Origin of the sequence: Pseudoalteromonas sp. NZS71_1 (assembly GCF_015864305.1) — a bacterium.
GTDB classification, from domain to species: domain Bacteria; phylum Pseudomonadota; class Gammaproteobacteria; order Enterobacterales; family Alteromonadaceae; genus Pseudoalteromonas; species Pseudoalteromonas arctica.
The window spans coordinates 516,024-542,214 of the sequence record NZ_JADYXM010000001.1 but is presented as its reverse complement, the minus strand read 5'-3'; the positions used below and the strand labels follow the sequence as shown (position 1 = coordinate 542,214).

Annotated in this window: 17 protein-coding genes and 1 pseudogene; 5 read left to right on the top strand and 13 right to left on the bottom strand. The window is 40.0% G+C overall.

Annotated features, from left to right (window positions below; all coding sequences use genetic code 11):
- Nucleotides 1-28 precede the first annotated feature (28 nt).
- The 10 genes from I6F43_RS02260 to I6F43_RS02215 form a co-directional block, all read right to left on the bottom strand.
- Nucleotides 29-2,962, bottom strand: a complete 2,934-nt coding sequence (locus tag I6F43_RS02260) for a TonB-dependent receptor (protein WP_197100817.1) — start codon at nucleotides 2,960-2,962, stop codon at nucleotides 29-31.
- 65 nt (nucleotides 2,963-3,027) lie between these two features.
- A complete protein-coding gene (locus I6F43_RS02255) occupies nucleotides 3,028-5,688 on the bottom strand; it encodes a glycoside hydrolase family 16 protein (protein ID WP_197100815.1) in 2,661 nt (886 codons plus the stop codon).
- Nucleotides 5,689-6,108: 420 nt separating this feature from the next.
- Nucleotides 6,109-6,900, bottom strand: coding sequence for a sterol desaturase family protein (locus I6F43_RS02250; RefSeq protein WP_197100813.1), 792 nt, complete (start codon nucleotides 6,898-6,900; stop codon nucleotides 6,109-6,111).
- Entirely contained in the window at nucleotides 6,893-7,573 is a 681-nt protein-coding gene (locus I6F43_RS02245; protein WP_197100811.1) for a CDP-alcohol phosphatidyltransferase family protein, read from the bottom strand. Before I6F43_RS02245 ends, I6F43_RS02250 begins: the two co-directional genes overlap by 8 nt.
- Before the next feature lie 32 nt (nucleotides 7,574-7,605).
- On the bottom strand, nucleotides 7,606-8,244 hold the full coding sequence (locus I6F43_RS02240) for an ATP-binding cassette domain-containing protein (RefSeq protein WP_002960109.1): 639 nt from the start codon (nucleotides 8,242-8,244) through the stop codon (nucleotides 7,606-7,608).
- 55 nt (nucleotides 8,245-8,299) lie between these two features.
- Nucleotides 8,300-10,054 (bottom strand): ABC transporter permease, encoded by a 1,755-nt coding sequence (locus tag I6F43_RS02235; protein WP_197100809.1) that lies wholly within the window; start codon nucleotides 10,052-10,054, stop codon nucleotides 8,300-8,302.
- Nucleotides 10,051-11,385 carry an ABC transporter substrate-binding protein gene (locus I6F43_RS02230; RefSeq protein ID WP_197100807.1) on the bottom strand — a complete coding sequence of 445 codons (1,335 nt, stop codon included), beginning with the start codon at nucleotides 11,383-11,385 and terminating at the stop codon, nucleotides 10,051-10,053. The genes I6F43_RS02235 and I6F43_RS02230 overlap by 4 nt, the downstream gene beginning before the upstream one ends.
- Nucleotides 11,372-12,190, bottom strand: a complete 819-nt coding sequence (locus I6F43_RS02225; protein ID WP_197100805.1) for a DUF547 domain-containing protein — start codon at nucleotides 12,188-12,190, stop codon at nucleotides 11,372-11,374. Before I6F43_RS02225 ends, I6F43_RS02230 begins: the two co-directional genes overlap by 14 nt.
- Before the next feature lie 2 nt (nucleotides 12,191-12,192).
- Nucleotides 12,193-14,346: an FAD-dependent oxidoreductase gene (locus I6F43_RS02220; protein WP_197100803.1), complete on the bottom strand. Its 2,154-nt coding sequence runs from the start codon at nucleotides 14,344-14,346 to the stop codon at nucleotides 12,193-12,195.
- A 10-nt stretch (nucleotides 14,347-14,356) separates the two neighbouring features.
- On the bottom strand, nucleotides 14,357-16,717 hold the full coding sequence (locus tag I6F43_RS02215; protein WP_197100795.1) for a TonB-dependent receptor: 2,361 nt from the start codon (nucleotides 16,715-16,717) through the stop codon (nucleotides 14,357-14,359).
- 426 nt (nucleotides 16,718-17,143) lie between these two features.
- Between I6F43_RS02215 and I6F43_RS02210 the strand changes: the two genes are divergently transcribed.
- Both I6F43_RS02210 and I6F43_RS02205 read left to right on the top strand, forming a co-directional pair.
- The gene (locus tag I6F43_RS02210) at nucleotides 17,144-17,557 is read left to right on the top strand and encodes a hypothetical protein (protein ID WP_007581772.1); all 414 of its coding nucleotides are present in this window, start codon (nucleotides 17,144-17,146) and stop codon (nucleotides 17,555-17,557) included.
- Between the two features lie 287 nt (nucleotides 17,558-17,844).
- Nucleotides 17,845-20,361, top strand: a complete 2,517-nt coding sequence (locus I6F43_RS02205; RefSeq protein WP_197100786.1) for a plasma-membrane proton-efflux P-type ATPase — start codon at nucleotides 17,845-17,847, stop codon at nucleotides 20,359-20,361.
- Between the two features lie 117 nt (nucleotides 20,362-20,478).
- Here I6F43_RS02205 and I6F43_RS02200 read toward each other — a convergent pair whose 3' ends face one another.
- Nucleotides 20,479-20,904, bottom strand: coding sequence for a hemerythrin domain-containing protein (locus I6F43_RS02200; protein ID WP_024591907.1), 426 nt, complete (start codon nucleotides 20,902-20,904; stop codon nucleotides 20,479-20,481).
- A gap of 347 nt (nucleotides 20,905-21,251) precedes the next feature.
- On the opposite strand from I6F43_RS02200, the gene I6F43_RS02195 reads away from it, so the two are divergent.
- Genes I6F43_RS02195 through I6F43_RS02185 form a run of 3 tightly spaced genes read left to right on the top strand, consistent with a single transcriptional unit; the run spans nucleotide 21,252 to nucleotide 22,079 of the window.
- Nucleotides 21,252-21,506 (top strand): hypothetical protein, encoded by a 255-nt coding sequence (locus tag I6F43_RS02195; protein ID WP_197100784.1) that lies wholly within the window; start codon nucleotides 21,252-21,254, stop codon nucleotides 21,504-21,506.
- Between the two features lie 59 nt (nucleotides 21,507-21,565).
- Nucleotides 21,566-21,823, top strand: a complete 258-nt coding sequence (locus I6F43_RS02190) for a hypothetical protein (protein ID WP_024591905.1) — start codon at nucleotides 21,566-21,568, stop codon at nucleotides 21,821-21,823.
- Nucleotides 21,824-21,860: 37 nt separating this feature from the next.
- Nucleotides 21,861-22,079, top strand: coding sequence for a DUF6500 family protein (locus I6F43_RS02185; RefSeq protein WP_024600489.1), 219 nt, complete (start codon nucleotides 21,861-21,863; stop codon nucleotides 22,077-22,079).
- A 36-nt stretch (nucleotides 22,080-22,115) separates the two neighbouring features.
- On the opposite strand, the pseudogene I6F43_RS02180 reads toward I6F43_RS02185, so the two are convergent.
- Both I6F43_RS02180 and I6F43_RS02175 read right to left on the bottom strand, forming a co-directional pair.
- Nucleotides 22,116-24,036, bottom strand: a pseudogene (locus tag I6F43_RS02180) (tetratricopeptide repeat-containing diguanylate cyclase).
- Nucleotides 24,037-24,214: 178 nt separating this feature from the next.
- Nucleotides 24,215-25,870: an RluA family pseudouridine synthase gene (locus tag I6F43_RS02175; RefSeq protein WP_197100782.1), complete on the bottom strand. Its 1,656-nt coding sequence runs from the start codon at nucleotides 25,868-25,870 to the stop codon at nucleotides 24,215-24,217.
- Nucleotides 25,871-26,191 lie beyond the last annotated feature (321 nt).

Genomic DNA, 26,191 nt, shown 5'->3' with positions numbered 1-26,191 from the left:
CGGCTTAACCTTCTAACTAGGAAATAGTTTAGAACGTGTAACGTGCACCAATTGAGTAACGCGGACCGTATTGATTAGCAAATAAGAACTGCTCTTCGTAACGTCCGTAACCTTCTTCGGTTGCATTGTTTAAGTTTATGCCATCAAAAAATACCGTTACGTTTTCGTTTACATCGTAGTTAACGCTCATATCCCATTGGCCGTAGGCTTTAGCATATTGCGGCGGTGCATCAGCTGAGCCTTGTGCTTGGCCTACACCAATTAGGTATGAGTCGCGCCATGCGTAAGTGATTTTAACCGATAGGCCGTCTTTTTCGTAAAAGCCTTGGAAGTTAGCTGAGTCACTTAAGCCTGTAAGCGGTGCTTGTTGATCTAGGCTTTCGCTATCAAATTCAACGTCGCCATCTACAAATGTTGCGTTAACACCAACACCAAAACCGGTTTCACCAATTAAGTGCTGAACTGCAACTTCAAAACCATCTACCGATTTACTGTCGGTGTTTTGTGGCTGGCTAATATTCCATGTAATTAGCGGATCGTCGCTGTTTGGCTCAATAACGCCATTTGCATTGCCGTAACCGCTGGCAATCATTTGTGCAAAAATAGCGTCGGTTGTTGCTTGCTCGCCACGTGATTCAATATCGCTTACGGCTTGTAAGTAACGAGGGCCGTTTAAAATATCGTGCAAGCCATCAATAGTGGTTTGCGTAATGGTGGTTTGAATAAAGTTATCAACATCTTTTTTAAAGTAACCAACAGATGCGTAGCTGCCTTCTGCGTAGTAATACTCAAGTGATAAATCAAGGTTTGTTGATTCAAACGGTAATAAGTTTGTATTACCTTGGCCACCTGTACGAGAACCTGGTTTTGGGCTGCCTGTTAAACTACGACCACCGGCTAGATTACCTAGTGGTGCACGCGACATTGTTTTACCCCAAGATACGCGGGCTACTACGTCTTCAGTTAAATCAACACTTACGTCGATTGAAGGCAGTAAAACATCGTAATCACCTTGTTGCTCTAAGAAGTTATCATCGCCGCCAGCAGCGTATTGCATGATCCACTCTGAAGCGCTGATCCAGTTAACTTGATCTTCAACGCGTTGACGTACAGTACTGGTTACGTCTGTTTGCTCATAGCGTAGGCCTGCATTTACTTTTACGTAGTAGTTACTTACGTCAAACTCCCAGCTTGATTGAACATAAAAGCTATTAGTGATTTCTTCTACGTAGCTCTCGCTATCTATTCCGTCTGCGTATGCATTAGCGGCATATGCATCGCCACCTGTAACATCTGCCGTTAAGTAAGCAATTTGGCGTGCAACAGCTTCGTCAAAGTCATAGGTATAGTAGTAACCAGGTTGTAAGTCACTGCCGCCGCCATCAAACTGATCTAAAAGGCCTGATGTATCATTACGGGTAAACATGCCGTCTGGGAATATTTCTGTATATGATGGGTTAAAACCTGGGCCACCTACTAAACCACTCCACGCGGTGTAACCACCTGTGTTTTGTTCTGTACGTGATGCGCCAAATTTAACTTTAACTAAACCAATGTCATAGCTTTCGTTATACCATGTTGTGTGCAGCTGTAATTGTTCAATGTTTGATTCACCCGGCGAGTGAGTAAACTGACTAAAGTTTGAATCAATTTCGCCAGGCGTTAATTCACTTGTGCCATTTAACCAATTAACTTGTGCACTAGGTACTTCGCCCGTGCGGTAATCATAAATTTTATTAGCTAGCTGATCAGACCCTAAAATTACTTGGCCTGCACTTCCCAGCCCGTTGTCGGCGCCGTTATCGGTTTCGTTTTTAGAGTCGTGGTAATCAAGCTCTACGTGCCACGTGTCGTTAATTTCCCAATCTAGGTTTAAACCAAGAGAGCGGGCTTTTACTTCTGTAGTGCCTTTATTAGCTGTGAATGACGCGTCATTACCGCTAATGTCTGCATATACTGCAGTGCCATTTTCATCTAGTTCGTAGCCATTTATATTGCTACCAAAGTCGTTCCAAATACCCCAACCAATGCTTTGAGAGCCAGTTACAGCTTTACTTGCTGTGTAATCAAGTGTTGCTACAAAGCCATCGACCGGTGCGTATTGAAAAGTAACTTGCCCATTTGTACGTTCACGCTCTACATCTTCAATAGAGTAGTTCATGTCTTTAGGGAAGTAGTAGTTACCTGCAGAATCTGTGCGGTTATCAACTACGTTGCTGCTATCTAATTCAGGTAAGTCTACGTTTGCCTGCCAGCCTTGAATATTGGCACTTTGTTTTTGAAAGTCACGCTCTTGGTGCGAAAATGAAAAACCGAAACCAAAAGTGTCATCTACAAAGGTATTGCTGTAAACAGTAGAAAACTCTGGTGTTACGTCATCGCCAGCTTCGTTCGACGAGTCGTGGTTTGCTTTAACGGTTGCCGAAAAATTTTGACCTGGCTTTTGAAAAGGTCGCGCAGTAGAAATATTAACCGTTGCACCTAAGCCACCGCTTGGCACGTCTGCACGAGCTGTTTTAAACACTTCAAGCGCACTTACGCCTTCAGAGGCAACGTTTTCAAGGTTATACGAGCGTGTATAACCTGTGCCCGGCATTTGGCGGCCATTTAAGGTAATCAAGTTAAACTCTGGACCAAAACCACGTACTGTAATTTGGCTACCTTCACCGTTAGCGCGGCTTACCGATACACCGGTAATACGCTGTAATGATTCTGCTAAGTTTGTATCTGGGAATTTACCCATTTCTTCAGACGAGATAGCATCTACAATACCCGAAGAGTCGCGTTTCATATCCATAGAACGAATAAGTGAACCACGAATACCTTTTACTTCAATAATTTCTACATCAGGCTTTGCTGATATGTCTGCTTCTGCAGCGATAGCTGTGTTTAATGTGCTCGCAGCAATGATGAGAGACACAGAAGCCGCAAGTTGGCTCTTTTTAAAATTGAATGTGTTCATAATAGCTCTGCTTTATAAAATGTTGTTGTGTAGCAATAGGCGCTAAGCGCCCATTGGTGTGTGTTTTATGGATTTGCAATAATCACGTTATCTATACGGTAAAGCGCGCCATCGCCCATGTCCCAGCTAGGAAAAACCATAATTACGTTTAATGCGCTAATGTCCAAGCCTGCATCAAACAATTGCTGAAGAGGGAAGGTGTATGTTTGCCATTCGCCCGTTACAGGTGCTTGGCCTTCAACACTGCTTGATAAAGCAAGCTCTACTGCGCTTGATGTACCAATTGATTCAATTTTAAATAGCCATTGTGCGTCAATATCTGAAGGGGCTGATACAACTTTCATATCAAATTGAACTACACCATTTTCAAGTATTGCAGAGGCATCGAACGATACGTCTTCATCGGCTATAAAGCCCATTACTGTCGCTGTAGAACCAATGCTAAACTGTGCTACTGCGCCATGAGCGTCATCATCGGTTTCTGTTGTTGGTGTAGAGCCACCACAACAATCCCAGATACTCCATTGCTCGGCTGCTGCATCTTTAAATACAGTAAGCTCACCCGTTGTAGCTGGTGCTGCATTTGGATTATAAATTTTAACATTATCTACACGGTAAACAGAACCTTCACCTGCACCCCATGCTGGAAAAATCATCAGTACATCTATAGTACTTACATCTAAGCCAGCAGCTGCAAGATCAGACAGTTTAAATGTATATGTTTGCCACTCGCCAGTAACTGGTGCTACGCCTTCAACACTTGCCGTAAGTTCAAGCTCTACTGCTGAGTCGCCGCCATTTGATTCAACTTTAAATAACCACGGTGTTGCTGGGTCGCTCGGTGCAGACGTTACTTTTAAATCAAACTGAATAACACCTTCGTCTAAAATGCTGCTAGCATCAAATGACTCACCTGCGCCATTGGCATCAGTGCGGCTGTTAAAGCCCATTACAGTAGGTTCTGCACTAATGCTAAACTCTGCGGTTAAACCATGTTCTTCATCATCCATAGCTTCAACAGGCGTTGAGCCACCACAACAATCCCACATTGGCCATGCTAGGTTTTGCTCATCAGTAAAAATAGTAAGCTCAGGTGATACGCCTAAGTTATCTTGAGTAATCTCAACATCGTCAATTAAATAAACAGCGCCTTCACCTGCGCCCCATGCTGGAAACACCATGATCACATCAATTGCACTAATATCTAAATTTGCAGCATCTAGATCTTTTAATAAAAATGTATAAGTTTGCCATTGGCCAACAACAGGACTTACGCCTTCAATGCTATCTGTAATCGGCATTTCTAATGCGCTAGAACCTTCATTACTTTCAAGTTTTACAAGCCAAGCTGCATCAGCAGTGCCTGGTGCATTTGTTACTTTCATTTTAAAACGAACGTAACCTTCATCCAGCATTGGAGATGCATCAAACGGGCTGGCTTTTCCTGCTTCGTCAGTAATAAAAATCTCACGGCTAATAAAGCCCATTACAGTGGGTTCTGCACCTACTACAAATTCAACTACATTACCTTGGGTTTCATCTGCAACAATAGCGGGAGTAGATCCTCCACAACAATCCCATGCAGGCCAATTTGGATTAAATGACTCACCAAAAATAGTCAGTGGTGTTGCAATGCCTGTCGAAGGTGGGCTAGGAATTGGTGCATCGCCTTCAAGCAAAGCATCGTCTAGGCTATTGTAACCCGGGCGAATAGTTTCACAGCCTTTACCTGTTTCAGGGTTTGATGCACATTGATAAACGCGTACGTAATCAATAGCAAAGGTTTGGCCGTTTTCAAATGCGCTAGCATCTACACCTAAATCATTTACGTTTTCAGGCCAGTCACCGCCTACTGCTAGGTTTAGCAATAAGTGAAAATCTTTATCAAATGGTGCGCTATCCCAGTGAGTTTCAAGCTCGCCAGAACCTTGCTCAAAATATTCTGCAAACCAGCCACGGTGTTTTAGACCTACAGCCTCGTCACTTGCATTAGTACGAACTTCTGATTGACGCTGAGTTGCATAAAGGTAACCGTCTACGTACCAGCGAATTTCACCTTCTTGCCATTCAACAGCATACGTGTGGAAATCATCTGCCGGGTTAGTATTTTCAGGGAATTTAAATTCTTTGCCCGTAGAGCTGTTATCTGGCCACGCGCGTCCGTAATGAAGTGTGCCGTGGATGCTTGACTCTATTCCACCGTCTTCATCCGGTGTTTTAAGATTTACTGATTCTAAAACATCTATTTCGCCAGAACGAGGCCAAGTGCCGTAAACTTCATCTGTTGGCAGCATCCAAAATGCTGGCCAGCTACCTTGTCCTGATGGAAGTTTGGCGCGCACTTCAAAGCGACCATACGTAAAGTCAGCGTTGTAACGCGTATTTAAGCGCGCTGAAGTGTAAGGTTTTTCTGCACCTTCTTCAGCGGGTAGGGCAACAATGTTTAACACACCGTCTGCAATAAATGCATTTTGCTCGCTGTCGGTGTAACACTGTTTCTCGTTGTTACCACCGCCATTGCAGTTTAATTCATAGTTCCATTTGTTTGTATCAATGGCTGAGCCTTCAAACTCGTCGCTCCAAACCATTTGCCAATCTGATACTGGTTCAGAGGCATCTACATTTTCAAAATTTGATTTAGTGGCAGAGTCGCCACCACAGCCAGCTAACGTAACTAAAGAGATAGCGGCAAGTAAACGTGTAATGTGCGTTGTTTCAATGTTCATAACTGAACCCCGGTTTCAACAGATTATTGTCAGATTAATTGTTTTTTGAGCTTTGTTTTTTCGTGCTGTAAGCGCTTACATTTTGATATGTGTTTTGTAAGCGCTTACAAATGATATTGTGGAGTACGCAAATGGTCAACATATTTGTTTATTTTATTTACAATTAGTTTACGGTAAGACCAGTTTACCAATTTGAGACTGTACATAAATTGCATTTTATACAAATGGTTACGTTGTTTGTGTTTTTTGATGGGAGCAAGAACGGAATATTTTTTACGTCAAAAAGTAGGAAAGGACTTAACAATTAAAAGGTTAGTGACAGGTATATTTATAGTATTTAAAGAGTATTTTGTTTATACCAATCTACATAACAGCAATTTTAAGTCGATTGGTATTGTATGGGACGAAATATATTTGTTTTTACTTGTTTTTAAAAGGCATTGAAAGTAATCCCCAAAGTGATGCATTTTGCTTTTGGTTGGGGTACTCTTTTAAGCCAATATTTATATCTGCGTCGGTTTTTTTGGCTTTATCTTTGTAGCTACCAAATAATTTATCCCACCAAATTACACTAAAACCATAGTTTGAGTTAGTTTCACTAACCACTTGGCTATGGTGAATTCGATGCAATATTTGCGTCATTAATATTAAACGAAGTGGTTTTTCAATAGCATTAGGTAGGCGTATATTTGCATGATTAAATAATGCTAAACCATTTAGTGCTATTTCAAAAATAAGTACCGCAATAGCAGGTACGCCAAGAGCAGTTACTGCAATGAGTTTTATAAGTATGCTAAGTACAATTTCGATAGGGTGAAAGCGCAAGCCCGTACTGGTATCTACATGCGCATCGGCGTGGTGTACACGGTGCAAGCGCCATAAAATAGGCACTTGATGAAATAATCTATGCTGCCAATAAATTAATATATCGAGTAAAAGTATGCTCAATATAATAATTAAACTGCTTGGTAGGATTATTTGATTAAATAAGCCAATGCCGTGCTCTTGATTGTAAAGTGCAACAGCGGTTAACCCAATGGGTACAACTAAGCGCGCAATAACTGATGAAGCAAACACTAACCCAAAATTAGCAAACCAACGTGTACTGCTTTTAATAGGTGCTTGGCGAGCAGGCTTTTGCCATTCAAGCAGCATCATTATAATTAAAATGCTAAAAAAGCAGCCGAGTCGCCACCATACTTCATTAGTCATTTATTACCTCTGAATTTGCACTGCTAGGCACGTTTTCAGCTGCTTTGTTAGCATCGGCTTCTTGTTGCTTAAGCGTGTGATAACCGCCATGTATACGGGTAAAAATAGTTATGCCACACGCAATAGCAAAAATGCTCGCCATAACTGCAAAGTGCTGCGGCCAAATACAAAATGCAATAAATAGCGCTATTGTTTCAGTGCCTTCGGTTAAGCCGTTTAAGTAGTAAAAGCTTTTGTATTTAAATTGCGGTTTTTCGAGTTTAAATTTTTCGGCGGAAATCGCAAAAGCTAAAAAGCTTGAGCCCGTACCAATAAAAGTGGCAAGTAATAACGATCCCGCTATCGCGTTTTGCTCAGGGTTTGTCAAAATAAAGCCAAGCGGAATAGCCGCGTAAAATAAAAAGTCGAGTGTGATATCTAAAAAGCCACCCGCGCTTGAACTTTGGTTTGCATAGCGTGCTAATGCGCCATCAAGCCCATCTAAAATGCGATTTAAAGCAATAGCAACTAATGCGCCGTACCACATTTCAAACGCCAGTAATGGCACGGCTAATAAGCCTACTAAAAAGCCTACCACAGTGAGCTGATCGGCGGTTATGCCGCGTTTATACATAAGCATAACCACAGGTGTTAAAAGTGGCTTAATTACAGGGGTGATAAATTTGTCTAGCATGTTTGTTGCCTTATGCGTATTAAAGCCACGAATTAAAGTGCGCTATTTAAAGTAATGAGTTTGCCATTTGCAGCGTCGGCGTCGCTATGGTCATGAGTTACCATAATTGCAGGTAGCTTATGATCGCGTATTTGGCTAAACACGAGTTCGCGTGTATCAACACGCAGTTGGGTGTCGAGTTTGCTAAAGGGTTCGTCGAGTAAAATGGCTTTAGGTTCGCTCAGCAGCATACGTAATAATGCAACACGGGCTTGCTGCCCGCCCGATAAGTTATCGGGGTGACGATTGCCCATATCTTTAAGACCTACTTGCTCAAGTGCATGTTCTATTTTTTCAAGACGTTGTTTTTTATTACCTTTGGGCATTGCAAAGGCAATGTTACCAGCAACAGTTAAATGCGAAAACAATAAAGCGTCTTGATAAAGCACTCCAATATGGCGCAAGTGTGGAGGGGTGTTATCGATATTTTGACCATTAAGCCACACCTCTCCATTGGCCTTAAAGCTACTTGGTAAAGTACCCGTAAGCCAATTTAATAAGCTTGATTTACCACTGCCCGATGGGCCCATAATAGTCAGAATTTCACCGCCATTAACTTGCTCGTTTAAGCTAAGTAGCAGCTCATTTTGGCGATAAAGCTGACAATTTTTAATCTGTAACGATGACTGCATTAAAAAACCTTAACCCTGCTAGTGTTAAACATGGGTGCTTTAAATATGTGCACTTTTAAGCACGTGCACTTTTGAAAAAATATTTAGGTAAAACCCATGCCAGTATAAATCCAATAAGCGGTAACACCATTTGCATAATAGCGTACACGGCACTGGTGCGTCTGCTTGCGCCATTGGCAAGCGTAACGGCTTCGGTTGTTATTGTGGCTATGCGCCCGCCGCCAGCTAAAAGCGTAGGGAGGTATTGTCCAAAACTAATTGCTAAGCCCAGTGCGGCTGCAATTAAAATAGGGGCAAACAACTGAGGTAGTTTTACTTTAAAAAACACCTTACATGGCGCTGCGCCTAGGCTTGCTGCAACATGAGCAAAACGAGGATCTAAGCGCCTATAACTGCTCGCAAGTGACAAAAACACATAAGGCAACACAAACAGTAAATGCGTAAGTACCACATTAAAAAATGCGGCTTGGTTATTTACCAATTGCTGTATCCATACTAGCCCAAACAAAAAGGCAATACTGGGTACTAATAACGGTAAGTAAATAATTAAACTGGTAAAACGAGAAATAGGTTTGTCACTCAACTGCTCTGATTCTAAACACACTAAAGTAAGTATAATGGCAAATAGTGTGGTTACTAAACCGATTGCTAGCGTATTAAAAAGCGGGCTGCCCATTTGCATTAGCGCACTTTTAAAATGCAGTAGCGTAAATTGTTCAGGCATTGCATCTGGAAAGCGCCAAAAACCTGCAACCGACCACATAACTAAACCAATAAGTGACAACAGTATAAAACTAATTACTAATGCGGTGAGTACGACCGTTATTTTTTGCCAATAAAATCCGCCGTATTCGCGCACTCCATTGGTGAGAGAGTCGCTAAATAGCACTTTTACGGCCTTTTCTGCGCCAAGCCAAAGGGCTAACAACCCGCCTGTAACAGCCAGTTGTAATAAAGCACCTGCTGAGGCTTTAATACGCAGGTTTAAATCAACATCGTTAAACCAATGCATTATTGCAACGGCCAACGTGGGTGGTGTATTTGGGCCTAAAATGAGTGGCATTTCTACACTGGCACTTGCATAGGCAAGCACGGCTAAAAGGGGTAAACGCAGCAGCGGATAAAGACTTGGCAGTATTACTTTAAAAAAGGCAGTCATTGGGCAATAACCCAAGTTAAGCGCAACCTTATGTTGTTGGCGTAATTTTTTGCCAAGCTCAGGTTGAGCAAGTACGCCCAGTGCCATTAATAATAAAAAGGGAAGCTCTTTTAGTGTTAAGCCTAAAATAATACTAATACCGAATGAATCATGCGGAAACATGCCGTTTGGCGCAAGTTCCCAGCCGCTTAACCAAGGCGACGCTAAGCGTGAAATCATACCTGAAGGGGCAATTAAAAACCCCACCGCAATAGCGGCGGCGGCATGAGGTATAACTAATATAGGGCTCAATAAACGCTGAATTCGGTTAAGCCACGGGCTGTTAAAAAACGCAGCTAAAATCATTAAGGTAATGATAAATGCAAGCAAAGTACTTATTAAGCCCGTTGCAACGCTTAGAGTAACCATTTGGGTAAGGCCAGGTGTTTGCCAAAGGGCATTAAAACCTTGCAAGCTAAACGTTGTTTGCTCAAGTACGGGCGCATAACCAAAGGCAGGCAGCAATACGCTAATTAAGCCACCAAGTACGGGTAATATAAGTAAAGCGAGTAAAAATCGCGGGCTAAATTTTACAATGCGCGTAAACATATCGGTGCTGCACTGCGTTGTTGCTTTGGTATTTACTGGTACACTTTTTGAAATAACGCTCATTGGCTTACTCCATAACGGGTTTGCCAACCTTGCATAATGGCGTTTACCCAGCTTGGATGAGGTTCGCTCAATGTGCGTTTAATACTGTTTAAAGGCAGTGCACTTGGATGCGGTTTAGCTGTTTTAAATAAGGCTTGCTGTTCAGGCGTTAACGTTGATTGAATAAGTACGCTTTTATCGCCCCATATATGCGCTTTTTGTTTTTCAGCTTGCGCCTCAGGGCTGAGTAAAAAATTAGCCACTAATTGCGCACTTTGCTGGTGGCTTGCATTGTAAGGGATTGCCACAAAATGAGTATTACTTAAACTGCCATCACTCATTGCGTAACTGCGAATGCTGTTTGGTAAATCATAGCGTTTTACAGCTGCCGGTACTTCAGGTGCTGAAAAAGTAAAGGCTAAACTTAGCTCTGTATCGTCTACTAAGCGGCGCATTTGAGCGCCACTTTGCATAAAATGAGTGCCACCACGCCAAAGAGTTGGGTGTAGTTTATCTAAAAAGTCCCATAACGGATTTAGCACTTGTGCAGTATTTAAAGCGGTAGCTGGTTGGTTTAACTGCGCTTTAATGTTTTCGCTGCTTTGCTGATGCAGTACAACTAAGGCGTATTTTAAAAAGCTCATACCTAAAAAGTCAGGCGGCTTTGGGTAACTAAAGCGACCAGGGTTTTGCGCGCTCCAGTTTAATAATTTGTTTAATGTCGTCGGCAATTTATTGTTTGCCTTACCATTTATTGCAATGCTGTCGTAATAAAATGTAAGTGACGCTTGCCCCCATGGAGCCTCCATACCATTGGTAGGTAAACCAAAGTCAAAGGTTACAGCAGGGTTGTTAGTCGGATCGGTTAATGCAAAGTAGGGGAGTTTATTAGCCCATTGCTTTAAAAGCAAAGAGTGCTCACTCATGGTGGCAAAGTTAGCCCCGTTGATCCACATTAAATCTACGCTGCCTTGGTTGTTATTGTTTGCTGATTTTTCGGCAAGTACACGGCTTACTGCTTCGCTGGTATCGCTTAATTTTACATGCACTAGGTTAATGTTGTACTTAGTTTTAACTTGCTGCGCTGCCCATTGAATATAAGCATTTATTTGCGCGTCGCCGCCCCATGCATAAAAGTATACATCTTGATTGCTACCAAGTGCTTGAACTTGTTGCCAGCGAGATCCCTGTTGTGTGTTTATTACTAAATTACTTTTACTATTTGAGTTAATAACGGTATTAGCAAACACAGAGCTTGAAAAAGCAGCTAAATTTGCGATTGCACAAACGCAAAACGCGACACAGCAAAAGCTGTATCGCGCCTGTGTTTGCCAAAACTTAATGGCGAACATTTAAATCCCAGTTGTAGTCTAAAAATTTAACTTTCATGTCATCATTTTTAAGTGCTTTTTGCTTAGCGGGTATCAGTTTAAGTGCATCGCTGTATTGCAAGAAAAACTGCTGTAGCGTGTTTGCACCTCTAAAGCCTTTTTCAAAGTCATCGCCGTACCACTTAAATATTGAAGACACGCTTAGCGTATTTTCTTGAGCCATATTACGTGTCATATCTGATAAAAAGCGCACCGTTTGCTCTTGCAATTGGCTTTCTAAATCAGTGGCTGTATACGCTTCTTCTCGAAGCGCTGGGCAACCAATACTTGCGCAATTTACCGCAAAGTGAATGCGTGGGTCGTTGTATTTACCACTGCCACGTATTAAACCATGCTCTATATCATCAAGGCTGCGAGTTTTGCCAAGTAATGGCACAAACTCTTTACTCCATGGTGAGCTAAAAAAGCTTCCTAAGTCTTTGATTGATTTAAGATCTGGATACTTTGTCAATATAAGTTCAACAGTCCACGCATTATAAGCATTGATTAAAAAAGCGAGTTGCTTAGGCTTTTCCCATGCGTCAAATTCGCTTTGCGTTACAGCCGTTAACGAATCTAGATACGTTTTTAGCTGTGCATGCTCACGTTTTATGGCAGCGTAATCAACCTCAGTACTGTGATTATGGTTAATAGCGACAACATGCTTATTTAACAATGCATTCCAGCTATCGTGTATGTTTTGGGCTTGGGCCGAAAATGACGTTGTAAACGATGTTACAACTAAAGCCGAACCAAGTAGTAATGCTTTTAGAGGTGTTTTAAACATAATTAACCTCGACGCCAAGTATGGTATTTTTCAAGCAAGTTAAGCACTTTTTCAGGTGCATGAGCGCGTTTCCACTCGCCTGCTGCGTACTTATTACCTTCAGCCCAAGTAGGGTAGCTGTGTATAGTACCGAGTATTTTATTAAGGCCTAAGCCGTGTTTCATTGCCAGTACAAACTCAGCAATCAAATCGCCAGCGTGTTCAGATACCACGGTAACACCGAGTATTTTGTCTTTGCCTTTGGGTGTAATCACTTTAATAAAGCCTTTTGTAGCGCTGTCGGTAATTGCACGGTCTAGCTCTTCAAATTCAAAGCGAGTAATTTCGTAATCTATGCCTTTGTCTTTTGCGTCTTGCTCGTTTAAGCCAACACGTGCAACTTCTGGGTCAATAAACGTAGTCCACGGAATAACACGGTAATCTACTTTAAACTTTTTAAGGTTACCAAATAAGCCATTTACCGCTGCGTACCAACCTTGATGGGCTGCAACATGTGTAAACTGGTATGGACCTACAATATCGCCTGCTGCAAAAATATTTGGGTATAGCGTTTCCAAGTATTCGTTAGTTACAACAGTACGGTTTGTTTCTATGCCTAGCTCTTCAAGGCCATAACCTTTAAGGCGCGCACTTCTACCAACGGCACATAATAGCTCGTCGTATTCAATATCTATTTCTTTGTCGTTATGTTTAACAACAATATATTTTTTACCATCGCGCGTTTCACAGCGAAGTGCTTGGTGCGATGTTAAAATATTAACGCCACTTTCGGTTAACGCTTCGTGAGCAAAAGTAGACACTTCAAGGTCTTCTTTGATCATGATGCGTTCGCTCATTTCAATTTGCGTAACACTTGAACCTAAACGTGCAAAGCTTTGTGCTAATTCGCTACCAATTGGACCGCCACCTAGTACTACAAGTTTTTTAGGTGCCTCATCCAGCTCTGCAAATTTATTCCACAATGTATCGCTTGTTACATAGCCTGTTTCTTCAATACCAGGTAGTGGCGGTACAAATGGGCGTGCGCCAGTTGCAATCACAATAGTACGAGCGGTGAGTGTTTGCGTGCCACCGTCGTTAAGTTTAATTTCTACAGTCCACGGGTCGATTAATTTACCGTAACCTTTTACAACATCTACGCCTAGGTCGGTGTAGCGCTCAACACTGTCGTGTGGTGCTACATCGGCAATAACTTTATGTACACGTGCCATTACTTTTTTGAACGAAAACTGCGGTGTTGCGTTTTCTAGGCCGTAGTTTTCACCGTGGCGAATTTGCTCTGCAATTTTAGCGCTTTTAATAACTGCTTTACTTGGAACACAACCATAGTTTAAACAGTCGCCGCCCATTTCGCCCGCTTCAATAAGGGTTACTTTTGCTTTAACAGCAGCAGCAATATAACTTGTTACCAAACCACCTGCGCCTGCACCAATAACAATCATGTTACGGTCGAATTTTTTAGGCTTAGTGTAGTTTTTGTATACGCGACGTTTTTTAAACACGTTTAAGATTCCTTTAGCAATGAATGGGAAAATGCCCAATAAAGCGAATGATAAGATTAAGTTGAATGATAAAATTCCAGATAAGCTATCTATTTGAGCCAGTTGCGTACCTGCGTTAACAAATACAAATGTACCGGCTAGCATACCTGCTTGGCTGACCCAGTAATAAGTCCATGACTTTATTGAGGTAACACCCATTAGTAAATTGATTAAAAAGAACGGAAACACCGGCACTAAACGAAGAGTAAATAAGTAAAATCCACCTTCTTTTTCAACGCCTGCATCAATTGCGGCTAAGCGTTCAGGAAAACGTTGTTTAATAGTGTCGCGTAGTAAGTAACGCGATACTAAAAAGGCAAGTGTTGCGCCAATAGTTGAGGCAAAAGATGCAACTAATAAACCCTCTACCAAGCCAAATAATGCACCTGCGGCAAGTGTTAAAATAGCGGCGCCTGGTAAAGAGAGAGCAGTTACAACTACGTATAGTAAAAAGAACCCACCAATAACCAACAACGGTGACTGCTCTTTGTAATCGCTAAACTGATCCATTGACCCTTTTAAACCATCAAGCGTAAGTAGTTGGTGTAAGTCAAAATGAAAGAACAGGCCGACGGCGGCCGCTGCAATCAATAATAAAAATATTTTTTTAATCATGTTCTCTCTCTTAAAAACTATGCGTAAGGGTTAACTTGGCGTTAATTGGCAACTCAGGAAAAGCTAAAGTTGCACCAAAGTAACCGCCTTCAAATACTGGGCGCCAGTTTTTTTGATTCGTTACGTTGTTCACATCTAATCGTAACTTGGTACTAGGCGTAAAAGCATAGCTAGTATTTACGTTTAGTGTGTACTGATCACGAATTTTTACTGTCGCCAAAAAGTCTAATGGGTAACTCTTTGTATATAGACCTGAAAAACCCGTTTGCCATTTCGAATTAATTGAATAATTTCCGTTAAAGCTGAACGATTGCTCAGGGATACCCTGTACACGGGTGTTTGAAGGTGCAAAAGCGGTAAAGCTAGGTGCGCCAACACTGGTACCTTCAATAATATCTGGACGTGAGTTGTCAAATGCATCGGCTACTTGAGCTGAATCTTGGCTACTTGCAGAATTATCGTAGCGAGCATCAATATAGCTGTAGCCAGCACTTAGCCAATAAGGGTAAGCATCATAAAATACTTGGCTTTCAAAGCCGGTAGTACGAATGCCGGTATTGCTACCATCGCGATTACGTAAACTACGACGTTGGCTGAATACTGCTCCATCGGCGTACCAATCACTGTCGGTTGGTGCGTATTTTAAACCAAATTCAACTAAAGTATTTTCGGTTGAAAAGTTTTGCGCGCTAATCGTGTTGTCGCCACCAAGAGACGTGCCGCCAGCCATGCTATTTGATGTGGCTTCGTTGTAACTTGCTGCACCATAAGTGGTGTAATCACCGTTTAATCGGTAGTTAAAGCTTACTTGCCCTGAATGTAGCTTATCGTTAATGCTATCGCGAGCTGCAATTTCACCCTCTGGCGCTATTGGGTCGTGCGCGTCTACGTCATAAAAATCAATACGGTAGCCAACGCTTGTATGAAACTTATCTGTCCAATCAGAATCTTGCTGAATAGCAAAGCCTGTTTGCCATGAGCGCGAATCGGTAGTGTCTGATAAGTTAAAGTCGCCACTGCCGTCATTATTAATATCATATTGACCACCAGGGGATACAAATACACCTGGGCTAATTTCAATTAAACGCGCTTGTTGTACATCAGTTAAAGGAATGCGGCGATTTGAAATTGGGCCAGTTAAATCAATAGGTAAGTCGGCTTCTGTTGTAAATTGGCTGTAGCCTAATACGCGGTTATAACGCACATCAAATGCAAAAATTGTTTGCTGGTCGCTATTCCAAAGATAGGTAAGCTCGGTACGGTTTTGCGCGGTATCGGCACCATCTATAATTTCAACAAAGCTGTTTTGTGCAATTTCTTCACGTTGTAAGTGCTGAAAATACGTGATGTTTTTAATTGATGCATTGTTTGAAAGTTCACGCTTATAAATGCTGTGTAGTAAATAAGTAGTGGCTTCGTTTTGATTATCAGGATCGGTAAGCACTGTACTACGGTCTATTTTTACTTGCCCAGTTGGTGAGATTATTGAACCTGCTGCCGGTACTGTACTGCCATTTGCTTGCACGCCTTGGCCGGTAATATAAAGGCCATTATCTATTAGCGCTTGAGTAGGGCGGTTAATACCTGCGTTATCGGTAAATTCAACTTGATATAATTCAAAGTTAATATCCCAGCTGCTCTTGTCATCGGGTAATACGCGTAATGATGCAAATAAGCTGTCGCTCTTTGTGCCTGAAAAGTCGTAGTAGCTGCCGTTATCAATGTGTTCAGCGCTTACTCTAAAACCTACTTTGTCTTTTACAATGGGTGCACTGTAATCCACTAAAACACTGTACTGATCCCATCGACCTGCAGATACCGTTGCTTTGCCTTTACTTTCGTCAGTTGATGCTTTTTTAGAATGTAAGTTTACAAAACCACCGTTGCGTTGGCTTGAGCCAAATAATACCGGCGGCGCGCCTTTTACCACGTCTATCTGTTCTATAGAGTTGAACGATAACGGCACGCCAAAGCCATTATTACCTGCTTGGCGGCGTGTACCATCTTGGAAAAGCTCACCTAGTTGCCCACGAATAGTAGGTAAACTGGGTGCCCCAAAACCACTGGCTGAATAGGTATTAGGGCTTACTGCGAGCACGTCTTGTAAAGTCGTAATATTAAGCTGCTCAATTAACTCGCTTGAAATTGGTGTGACTGAGCGGGCTATATCTTGTAGGGCTAAGTTGTCGCCAAAAGGGCCGTCTACAGTGGCGTTTTTAACCGAAAGACCTTGAGATTTAATAACTTGGCCTGCCACCTCAATGCGTTCTATTGCGCCATCTTTTGTTGTTTTTGATTCTTCGGCTGCAAAAGCATTAAGTGGTGTATTTAATATGGTGGCTAGGGAAAGTGCTAAATATGCGTGTTTCAAACGTTTTCTCTCTACGGTTAAAATGTTGTTGGCGATAAAGACCGAAAGGATTAAAAATAAATTTCAGTAAAATTTCGATTCTTTTTGTTTTTTAGAACATAACAAAACGGATGCATTATAAAGGTGGTAATTAAGTACTATTGTTTTATTAGTTGATAAAATATTAATAGAGCGATTGTATTAGAGTAAATGTAAATATTTGCTTTTAATGGGCTTTTTTAATTATAGACTACTTTTCACCTGCTAACATTTTAAAATTGTTAACTTTTACGCAGCATTTTAAAATTCCTAAAATAAGCTTCACTTTTATTACTACGAGGCTTAATTACTTTTTTATTTAAAATAATTAAATTTTTTTGAAATAAAAAATAACTTATACGGTCTAGGTTACTTCAACGTTTATTAATATTCTTTTAAGGAAATTTTATGACAGGTTCAATGAGTTCTGATGTGCAAAACCGTTTGCAATGGTCACTTTTATCTTTGCGTTTAGGCGTATTTATTGTAATGGTTATGTGGACGTTCGATAAATTTGTAAACCCTGGTCATAGCGCACGTATTTTTGAACATTTTTACGGTATTAGTGGCTCATCTGACATAGTTGCTTATGTTATCGGTGCTCTACAACTTGTATTAGTATTGGCATTTTTAGCGGGTATTAAAAAGCGCATAACTTACGGAATCATTTTTGTAATGCATGGCTTATCAACGCTTTCTTCGTACAACCAGTATATAGATGGCTTTAACAACTTATTATTCTTCACTGCATGGCCAATGTGGGCTGCGTGTTTTGCACTTTACTTATTACGCGACCAAGACGTGAAATTTACTGTAAAGTAATAAAACAATAGCTATACCCTCAAGGTTGTAGCTAAAAATACATTGGGCTGAGTTATTTACTATTTCAGCCCAATGTATAGCCTTTGAGCACTTCTTCTAATAATCCAATCTCTTTTTCATCTTCTAAAAATAATCCTTTTTATATTATTTCATCTTAAATATTGCGTTAGATCAAAGTTAATATATTTGTAAGAACAATATCGACAGCTTTAGTTTATGTTAGCTATACGGTTAGTAGGTTTTAATTACCTCAAGTTATTCAACTCAATGTTGTATAGAAGGCTCGTATGGAAAAGGTTAAAATTTCGTCGGCGCATCAGTCATCAAATCGTTCAGAGAACAAGTCTTCACACAATCAAAATTGCGATGAATGGAGCAAGCTTGATTTAGTACAATTACAAGCAAAGCTAAAAACATCATCCGACGGGTTAAGCCAAGCTGATGCCACACAAAGATTGGCACAATATGGACCTAACGAACTAGTTGAAGAAAAACCAAATTTATTACTCAAGTTTTTATCTTACTTTTGGGGGCCAATACCGTGGATGATCGAGGCCGCTATTATTTTATCGGCGCTTGCTAAGCACTGGGCTGATTTTTTTATTATTCTTGTATTATTGCTGTCTAACGTATTGGTTGGCTTTTGGGAAGAGCATCAAGCGGGTAATGCAATTGCCGCATTAAAAGCAAAATTAGCTAACAAAGCACGCGTTCGCCGCGATACTCAATGGCAAAATTTAAATGCCAGCGAGCTTGTACCAGGTGATGTTATTAGAATGCGGATGGGCGATATAGTGCCTGCAGATGCGCGTTTGCTCGATGGTGATTCAGTAGAAGTAGATCAATCATTACTTACGGGTGAGTCATTACCGGTTGTAAAGTCGGCGGGTGAAACTGTTTATTCGGGCTCTATTATTCGCCAAGGTGAAATTGAGGCAATAGTATACGCAACCGGCGGTAATACCTTTTTTGGTAAAACAGCACAGTTAGTGCAAGGGGAGCGAACCGCAAGTCATTTTCAGCGTGCGGTGCTTAAAATTGGTAATTATTTAATAATGCTTGCTGCGGCTTTAGTGCTGCTTATAGTTATTGTTGCTTTGTTTCGCGATGATCCAATGATCACCACATTACAGTTTGCACTCGTATTAACTGTTGCTGCAATACCAGTTGCAATGCCAACAGTGCTATCAGTTACTATGGCTGTAGGCGCTCGTTTATTGGCTAAAAAGCAAGTGGTTGTAACACGTTTAGCTGCAATTGAAGAGCTAGCGGGTGTTGATATTTTGTGCTCTGATAAAACCGGCACATTGACACAAAACCTATTAACGTTGGGTGACCCGTTTTATATCGAAAACTCAATAAATAAAGGCTCTGCTGAGCAAGTTATATTGTACGCGGCATTAGCATCTCGCTCAGAAAATAACGATCCGATTGACTTAGCAGTATTACAAAGTGTAAAAGCTGAGCAGTATCTAGATTCTTATCATATAGAGCATTTTCAGCCATTTGATCCTGTGAGCAAACGTACTGAAGCAATCGTTAAAAATGATGATGGCAAAACATTTAAAGTGACCAAAGGTGCACCGCAGGTTATTTTAGCTTTGTCGGCTAATATTGAGGCAGTTAAAACTCAAGTTGAGGCATCAATAGATGAATTTGCAGCACGTGGGTTTCGCTCTTTAGCGGTTGCTAAAACAGACGAGCAAGGTAAATGGCAATTTATAGGTGTATTGCCGCTTTTTGATCCACCGCGTGAAGAAGCAATACAAACCATTGCCGATGCAAAAGAAATGGGTATGAGCGTTAAAATGGTCACGGGCGACCAAGTGGCCATTGCGCGCGAAACTGCAAGTAAACTGGGTTTAGGGACAAACATTCTTGATGCTAGTGGATTTGGTGCAACTGAGCATCATCAAGCCACACAGTTAGATGACTCAATCGAGAGCGCTGATGGATTCGCGCAAGTATTCCCTGAGCATAAATACTATATTATTGATGTGCTTCAGCATAGAGGGCACATTGTTGGCATGACAGGAGATGGCGTAAATGATGCGCCAGCACTTAAAAAAGCTGACTGTGGCATTGCTGTATCGGGTGCTACAGATGCAGCGCGTTCAGCAGCATCAATTGTGTTAATGACCGATGGCTTATCGGTTATTATTGATGCAGTTAAAGAAAGCCGAAAAATATTTCAACGCATGAACAGTTACGCTATTTACAGGGTTGCTGAAACACTGCGCGTACTACTCTTTATGACAATGGCGATATTAATTTTTAACTTTTATCCGTTAACAGCAGTCATGATTGTAATGCTTGCTTTACTTAACGATGCCGCCATTTTGTCTATTGCATACGACAATGTGCATTATCAAAATAAGCCCGAGACATGGAATATGCGGCTCGTTTTAGGTATTGCATCTGTGCTGGGAATTGTAGGGCCAATTGCAGCCTTTGGTTTATTTTACTTAGGGGATAAAGTATTTGAACTCGACCGTCCTCATCTTCAAACATTAATGTACTTATTACTTTCTGTAGCAGGGCATTTGACTATATTTTTAGCGCGTACCCGAGGTCCATTTTGGTCTATTAAACCGTCTGCTATATTAATGGTCGCCGTATTTGGCACGCAAGTTATAGCAACACTTATTGCTGTTTATGGTGTGTTTATGACCCCACTAGGATGGGGATGGGCACTTGCTGTGTGGGCATATGCTTTGGTGTGGTTTTTTATTAACGATGGTTTAAAGCTAGTGGCGTATCGAATTTTTGATCCGACAGAAGCACCCTTACTAGAGAAGAGTTAGCATATAGGCTTAAAAAAATGGTTATAAGCCAAGTGGCTTATAACCAATAGTACACAAGGGAGTGTATATAAGGTGGTTCAATTATTTGTGAGTAAAGTTACTCACAAATAAAAAGTATTAGTGCATTGCATCATTATACTGCTTTGCCAAGCTTTGTTTTTGCCCTTCGGTTAGTGCTTTACCCGCTAATTGAAATACTTCGTGTTCCTCTTCACTTAAATGATGATGTACTAAATGGTGTAGCTTTTTAGCTGCAACTAACCATGCAGACGAGCTCATTTCGGTATCTTCAAGTTGTTCAATTAATTCATCAATTTCGTGATGTTCAGCTACGCTGTGGCGCGCTTTTTCATGAGTTAAGTCATCAAACATAAGTGGGTTATAAAAGTAACGTTCTTCAAATTTTGCGTGTTGTTCTAATTCTGTTTTTAGCTCGTCCATTAGCGTGTGGCGCTGCTCTGTGTCGCCGTGCGTTTGAATAAGTGCATCTACTAATTTTCTTTGTTTGTCATGGTCATGACGTAGTGCTTCAAAAATATTCATAACTAATCCTTTTACAATTTATTTGCTTATACCATTAACTAGCAAACTAAATGCCAAATATTAAGTTGATGTATTTTATTGCTTTTATTTTGATTTTTTATTTTTATGCTCATCTCACTGTAAATTTTACAGTGAGATGAATGCAATAATTTCAGGATTTTACGTAGTTCAATTATAAAAGGAGTATAAATTCCTACAGAACCTTACAAATATTTACTGGTTGTTTATTTTATTGCAGTGATAAAGTAGCAACATTATTTAGGTACAATCTATATGTATTACTCCCACATATAATATCAATCGGTATAAATGCAGGTAGCACGTCAACTTAATAGGATAGTTTAAGGATGAACATAAAAAGCCCCATCTCCGCATTATTGCTGTGCGCTTTACTGAGTGCATGTAGTACTGCCCCACGTTCTGACCCTAACTTATGCATTGAAGAGGCCGAAACGGTTGATCGAAATGGCGCTCAAACAAGCTCAGAAGTTTATAATCAATGCATTAGCGCACAAATTAAAAAGGATGAAAAAAATGACACTTTTTTTGATGCTATCGGTACGTTCTTTTTTGAATTTTTTGTAATGGTGGTAGAAAAGTAAATAGGCTAACTTGCAGCTGTAATTTAAAGTAAATAAGTTGCGTAAAAATAGGATTAGTTATGAAGCAATTATTGATAGTAATTCCACTTTTTTTATTACTAAGCGCTTGTGCGGCACAGCCTTACGCAGGTTCGGCAAAATGTATGGAACAAGCAGATATTGCATACGAAACCGATACACGTAAAAATGAAACATTAGATAATGAATGCAAAGCTGCAAAAGTAAATACGCCTAATAAAGAGCTTGAGAATCACGGTTTGGTTGATAGAAGTCTTTTACAGCTAATCGTTAGCTTTTTAAATGGCGTATTTCAATAGTACATATACAGTAAAAATATAACTAAATAAGGTATGTATGAGGGAAGAACTAAGAGCAAAAATAATTACCGTATGCGATAAAAAAATAGCAGTTAAAGGCGAAAATGTAGGGCTTTCTTTTTATGCCTTTTTTGCTAATAAAAACGACGACCCAGAGCTACTTATGGAAGCTGCTACTTGGTGGATACACACCCATAAATTAGATCATTTTGTAAAAGCACATAAAATTAAACAAATGGTTTTAGACGAACTTTAGTCAAGTAAATGAGCCAATACTTTTAGCTGTGTTTATTTAATCAACTACGACTTGGTTTCTTCCGTTTTCTTTTGCTTTATAAAGTAATTTATCTGCATGCTTAATAAGAATATCTAGTGTGCTTTTTAAAGGGCTACTTACAGAAGCTCCTGCACTAAAAGTGATTTTTGTATCTGTAGGAAAGTCTTCTATATTACTGCAATGCTCGGCGAAGCTAATGGCGAGTCGGTTAAATATATCGCGAATTATTCGTTCATCAGCCGTATTTAGTGCCAATAACCATTCTTCGCCGCCGTAACGGCCAAACTGATGATCATTACATAGTGTTTCTCTTGCAGCTTTTGCAAAGGCAATAAGAACTAAATCGCCAACATCGTGACCAAAATGGTCGTTAACTTTTTTAAAGTAGTCTAAGTCAACAATTGCTATAGTCATTTTACCTTCACCAAACTTTGCTTCTGCTGCGCGCATTATTCCTCTGCGATTAGGGCAATTTGTTAGATAATCTGTTAATGAAATATCGTGATACTTTTGACGTTGTCGAGCCTGCCGATAAAATAAAAATAATGAAGCAATCACTAAAATAAACGCAATAGCAGCGCTGAGTCGCCAAATTATTTTTTGTTGATATTCTTCTTTAGCTTGTAGTTCACTAATATCTTTTGCGTACTCTAGTTGCTGTATTTTTTCTTCTTTTTCTTTTACTTCAAACTGTACCTGTAGTGTTTTTATATTATTTTCACTGGTTGCTTCGTAGTGTTTTTTTGTATAAAGGAGCTTTTGTTCAATTGCTTCAAAAGCCTCGTCAGTGTGGTTAAGGCGTCGTTTTAGCTCATAGCGTTTACTTAAAAAATCGGCTTTATAAATACTGCGGCTGAATTTATCTAATTTTAAAAACACCTCATCGTTTGCTTCATTTGCTTGATCAAGTAAATCTAGTTTTATATATATGTCAGCTAACAAAATGAGCGATGCGAGTTGCATGTCGTAAACACCTGCAGAACGAGCAAGCTCAATGTTTTCTTTAGTTAAAGTTAAAGCTTTATCGTAGTTTGCTTGTAAGTACTCAATATTTGCAATTGAGTACTGAGCAAAGGTTAAGCCTTTTTGCATATTAACTTTTTTAAAATAGAGCAATGCTTTATCTAGGTATATTAAGGCATCTTTAGGTTTTTCTACTTCAAGCAATACATTGCCTAAGCTCCAATATGCTTTTGAGGTAAAAAGCCCATCTTGTGTTTGCTCATATGCCGCAACCGCTTTTTTTGCATAATATACGGCTTTGTCTTTTTCGTTTAGATAATTATATGCATCGGCTATTTTTCTAAAAAAAGTATCCTTGAGATGCTGAATCGTCATCTTTTAATGCTAATTCTAACCCCTCTAGTGCAACATTTAGGGTCTTTTTCAATGCATCTGTATCGGTGTAATAGTAAGCAAGTGCTCGTAAAATAATGATTTTTTCTTTAGTTGAATGCTGTTGCAAGCTCTCTTCTAATTTTGTGGCTAGCGTTTGTGCTGGAGCTGGGTTTGGCTCTCTCGCTAGAGACTTGAGTTGTGATTCGAGAAATAATAAATATACACTTTTTTGATTTGGTAACTCTTTGTTCTTTAAGTAATAGGATAAGTGTGTGTTTAACGCTTCGTATTTTTCTTGTCTAAAAAGTAACTCCGCATACAAAGCGGCCGCTTCTAGATGAAGGTTTTCCCAATTTTGCTCTTTGCTTATTTTAAACGCTTGAGTGAGTTTGTCTTCATTTTGAAGATAGTCTAGTTCATTCTTTTTTATGTTATTGATGAGAGTTTGAGTCGTGTCAAAGTCTAGCGCATGTAAAGTTGCACTTAATGAATCGCCGTTAGCTGAGGCAAGCTTACTTAAAAGTAAAAATAAAATGAGAACAATATACTTTGCCCATAAAGTATTACCTAAAATCTTTATTTGTGTATTGTTAGCCATGTTAATCCTTTGCTGACTTATTTTTATTATTGAAATACTTATTCACATTGCTTAATAAACTTGGGTTTGAACAGTTTTTTATACTTCTCATTGAAAAAACAAGACCACAAACGATATCAATTAAATTAATAAAAACCAACACATTGAATAATATAGTCGTTGTAGCTATGTGTTTTTATTAAAAATCTGGGGCTACTTCAAACTCTAATCGTTTAAGTGTAATTGGGTGAGTAAATGCTAAGTATTCTGCATGTAAATGTAATCTATCGGCTTTTTGCCCGTAATGTGTGTCGCCTATAATTGGCATGTTTAAACCTAAACTGTGCGCGCAATGCACTCTTAATTGATGAGTTCGCCCTGTTTTAGGGTATAACTGTAATCGGGTAATGTTGTTGTTACGCTCTAAAACCTGCCAGGTAGTAAGTGATGGCTTACCATGTTTGTAACACACCATTTGGCGCGGTTTATCATCAAAGTCGAGCACTAAGGGTAAATCAATTACTCCGCTATACTCAGCTACGTTACCATTAACTAATGCGACATAACGTTTATCTATGGTGCGTTCAATAAACTGCTTTTGCAGTGCTTTGTGCACGCGTTTATTAAGTGCGATCATCAATAACCCAGAAGTCGACATATCTAATCTGTGTACAATTAGTGGGCCTGATGCCTCTGGAAACTGCGTTTTGATTCGCATATAAACTGAGTCTTCAATATTTACGCCAGGCACCGATAAAAACTCAGCGGGCTTATTTACCACAAGTAAGTCGTCATCTTTATAAACAATACTTAAATCTTTACCCTGAGCTGGGTTGGTAAGTAGCGGATTATCTTCAACATCTAAACCCTTTAGCATGTGCCCAAGTATTGGTTGGCATTTACTGTAACAAGAAGGGTAGTAGTTTTTATGTTGCCTAATTGCTGATTTAGGCGCAGCTCCCCACCAAAATTCAGCCATTGCAAGTGGCTTTAAGCCATGTTTATAGGCGTATTGTAATAATTTAGGCGCTGCGCAATCGCCAGCACCCGAAGGAGGAGTGTGCTCAGGTAATGCTGCAAAAATAGCATTTAAGTCTGTAGTTTCTCCATTTGCATTTAAAAATTGGTACTGCGCGAATAACTTTTTTTGTAAGCTTTTAGAAAGCGTTTTACGGCGCTTTTTTAAATGAGCAATTTCATCAGAAATATTGATGTGTGTTTGCTGCAGTGACTCGATTATATTTTGCCAATAGGCTTTAAGTGCCAGCAGTTGCTTTTTTTCTACGATGCTTTGCCCTGCAAGCTTATTTTTTAACTGCTCAAAATCACTTTCGCTAAGCTCTAATTCGCCTTCGGTACGTTGTATTTTTCGTTGCTGGCGACCGGCTTGCATCACTGCCTGTTGGGCTAATAGTGCTTGCTGGTAGCTTTGTGTTGCATCATCAAGTTTGCTATTAACTTCATGCAGTTGTTCGCTATTTTCTAATTGCTCAATTTGAGCATTAATATCGTTAATTATTTTACTTTGAGCCAAATAGCTATCGTCTTGCAGTTGCATGCTAGAAACTGGCGGTACAAAGCTAATATTGGCTTTATCACCTTCAATTTGCCCCGAATAAGCACTTAAAAAGCCTAATTGTTGCTTAGCATTTTGCACCACTAAAACCCCAAACATTTTACCGGCATTTTCTGCTTTTAAATGCGTTAACGTTTCAAGTTGTTGCTGTAATTGTTTTGTGGCTACTACAGCTAATGGTTGCGGCTCGTAATAAAAAGGGAAAGTAAACTTTTCAGGAAGCGCGAGAGAATCAATATTTTGAGAAAATAATGTAAAGCACAAAGCAGAATTTGACATAGAAGTAAGAGAAAAGCATTCAGTAAAATAATTGAGCGCATAATAACATATTCATAGTTAAGCCACTAAAAATCTCGCACCCGCATATTCATAAACACTTTAAAGCGGACATTCATGTTTTATGTATCAGTATGGGGGCACAGCAAACCTAGTAGTACCGTTTGTTAGTAAAGTCTCAGTAGCAATATATCTATTATTATCAAAATACCTAAGCTTATCGATTCTCAATAATTGAGCGCATTTCGAAACGATGACTTACTTGATAGATCAGAGGCGAAAAATCAATTTACAGAATAACTGAATATTTAGGAGTTCTATATT